This is a genomic window from Mycobacterium sp. (genome assembly GCF_050701515.1).
Lineage (GTDB): Bacteria > Actinomycetota > Actinomycetes > Mycobacteriales > Mycobacteriaceae > Mycobacterium.
Map to the genome: position 1 here is coordinate 1 of NZ_JBOGDB010000068.1, position 1,915 is coordinate 1,915.

The 1,915-nt window shown below is 66.4% G+C and carries 3 protein-coding genes; all 3 read right to left on the bottom strand.

Features of this window, described 5'->3' with window-relative positions; translation table 11 throughout:
* Window positions 1–264, bottom strand: a 264-nt coding sequence (locus ACRDU5_RS05730; RefSeq protein WP_526613521.1) for a hypothetical protein, incomplete at its 3' end; no start/stop codon positions are given.
* Window positions 265–292: 28 nt separating this feature from the next.
* On the bottom strand, window positions 293–1,525 hold the full coding sequence (locus ACRDU5_RS05735; RefSeq protein WP_526613522.1) for an MSMEG_1130 family ribosome hibernation factor: 1,233 nt from the start codon (window positions 1,523–1,525) through the stop codon (window positions 293–295).
* A partial coding sequence (locus ACRDU5_RS05740) for an STAS domain-containing protein (protein ID WP_526613523.1) occupies window positions 1,519–1,915 on the bottom strand: 397 nt, incomplete at its 5' end. The genes ACRDU5_RS05735 and ACRDU5_RS05740, both read right to left, overlap by 7 nt.

Here is a 1,915-nt window from a genome sequence, read left to right on the forward strand (position 1 = left end):
CGTCGAGTTGCCCACCGCGCGAACCGAGCGGCATGTGCGGTCATGGCCCCTTTCCCTCGGATCCAACGCATACCAGTGCAGCCGTGCGAGATTATCGATGAGTACGCAATCGGGGCGCCCGCTGACGCTGGCGGTTTCGATGTGGACCGCTGGCCGCCATGTGGTCTCCTTTTGTTGTGTCGGCCGATGGAAGTTGTGGGTTGAGCCGGAATGGCTGGCCCGCAATGCTTTCAAGGGGAGGGCCGCGTGGATCGTCGGGTCCATCATGCACCGCGCGATGCCCGCTGTGCCTCTACCAGCGAAGTACCGCGGCCACGCCGGCGGCGTCCTTTAGCTTCCCTTCGGCCGCGCCCTCGACGGGACTAATCCGGACTCCCGTCTTAAGGGCCCGCTCGACCATCCGTTCGGTCAGACGGGGCTCGGTCCTTGATGGGTGTGCGTGCGGGCCGACCTCATCGCCGCCGTAGAGCGCCCCGTTGGCGCCCACCGTGCCCATGTAGCGGACCTTCGGGTCGTACACCAGGTGTGCGACTCGGCCGGCGTTTAACGCGGCGGTCACTTCGGACAGCCCCAGGGCGGCAATTCGCGACGCGGCGGCTTCGCGCACGCGCGCCACGATCTGGCTCTCCCGGTCGGTGTGCTGTCCATGCACCCACTCGGTGACAGCGCTCGCCAGCGCGGCATCATCCAGTCCGTTGAGGACTCGGGCGTCGGCGAATACCTTGTCGCGAAGCGCGTCGGGGAACTTCGCGACGGTGGGCTCGGTCCAGCGTTCTCCGCCACTGACTAGGATCCGCTCCCAGCCGCGATCATCGGCTAGCTCCACGGCCACTTCGGTCACCTGATCTAGGAATCGCTGTACCCATTGGTGCTCGCGGGCTTCGCGTTGCTCGCGCATCGGCGTGTGGAACTGCCCTTGCGGGCCGCCCCCAATTTGGCCGGCACGCTCGTGCGGTGCCTGTACATACTGTCGCGGCATCCGGCGCAACATTTGCAGCGACCCCATTCGCCACTCGAGCAGCCGGGCCTCCTCGGTTGACACCAGCACGACGCCAGCGGCCCGGCCTTCGTCGAGCACCTCAAGCAGCGGGTGGATAAAGGGGCCATCGTCGAGTACCACCCGAGTGGGCACCGGCATCGCACTGTCAAGACGCAGGATCCAGTCGCTGTCCAGCGCCGCGAACGCGACGCGGCCTCGGCCCGACGCTATCGGGTTTGTCAGGTTCTCGATCTGCGGCCAGAGTCGCTTCAGCGCGGCAGCCACGTCACGGCTGCGGTCAGCACCGGCGCCCTCGGCAAGCCGCCGCTGCAACTCCCGGAATCGGTTTCTGAGGTCGATTGCGGTGGCTTGCCGGTTCGTGTCGTGCCGGGGATCGGCGTTGAGGTAGACGGACAACACCCCGAGCTTGTCGACGCGCTGGGACAGGTCCCCCAGCCCGTGCTCGTCAAGGCCCTCGATCGCGGCCGTGGTTGGCCACCCCGATCCCTTCGCAACTGTTTGCGACCGATCCTCTTGCTTTAGCATCTCGTGACCTCCTGTGGTGTGATGCGCTGTGGTAGCAGCTCTGTGTGGTTGTGGAGTGTCAGCCGCTGCAGGGCGTCGTTCAGCGAGGCTGCGGTGGGCAGCCGGTAGGTGTCGTCGGTGCTCCGCAGCAGTCGGCTCACGGCCTCGCTGGGCACCAAAAGCCAGCGCACACCTATCTGCTGGCATTTCTCGGCAAGCTTGACCATGGCCCGGACGCCGTCGCGGCCAAAGAAATCCACACCGTAGAGGTCGACGATGAGGCGCCGGCCGGCGCTGGCCAGGTCGGCGGCGTAATCGCTTAGCCGCTGCGCGTTGCAGGCGTCGACCGCGCCGCGCACCTCGACAACAGTGATGTCTGGTTGAAAATGTGTCCGCAGCGACATGCCGGAG

Bases quoted from the DNA above. Each gene is read 5' to 3' on its own strand.
- ACRDU5_RS05735 (WP_526613522.1), bottom strand. From the start codon at position 1,525: ATGCTAAAGCAAGAGGATCGGTCGCAAACAGTTGCGAAGGGATCGGGG.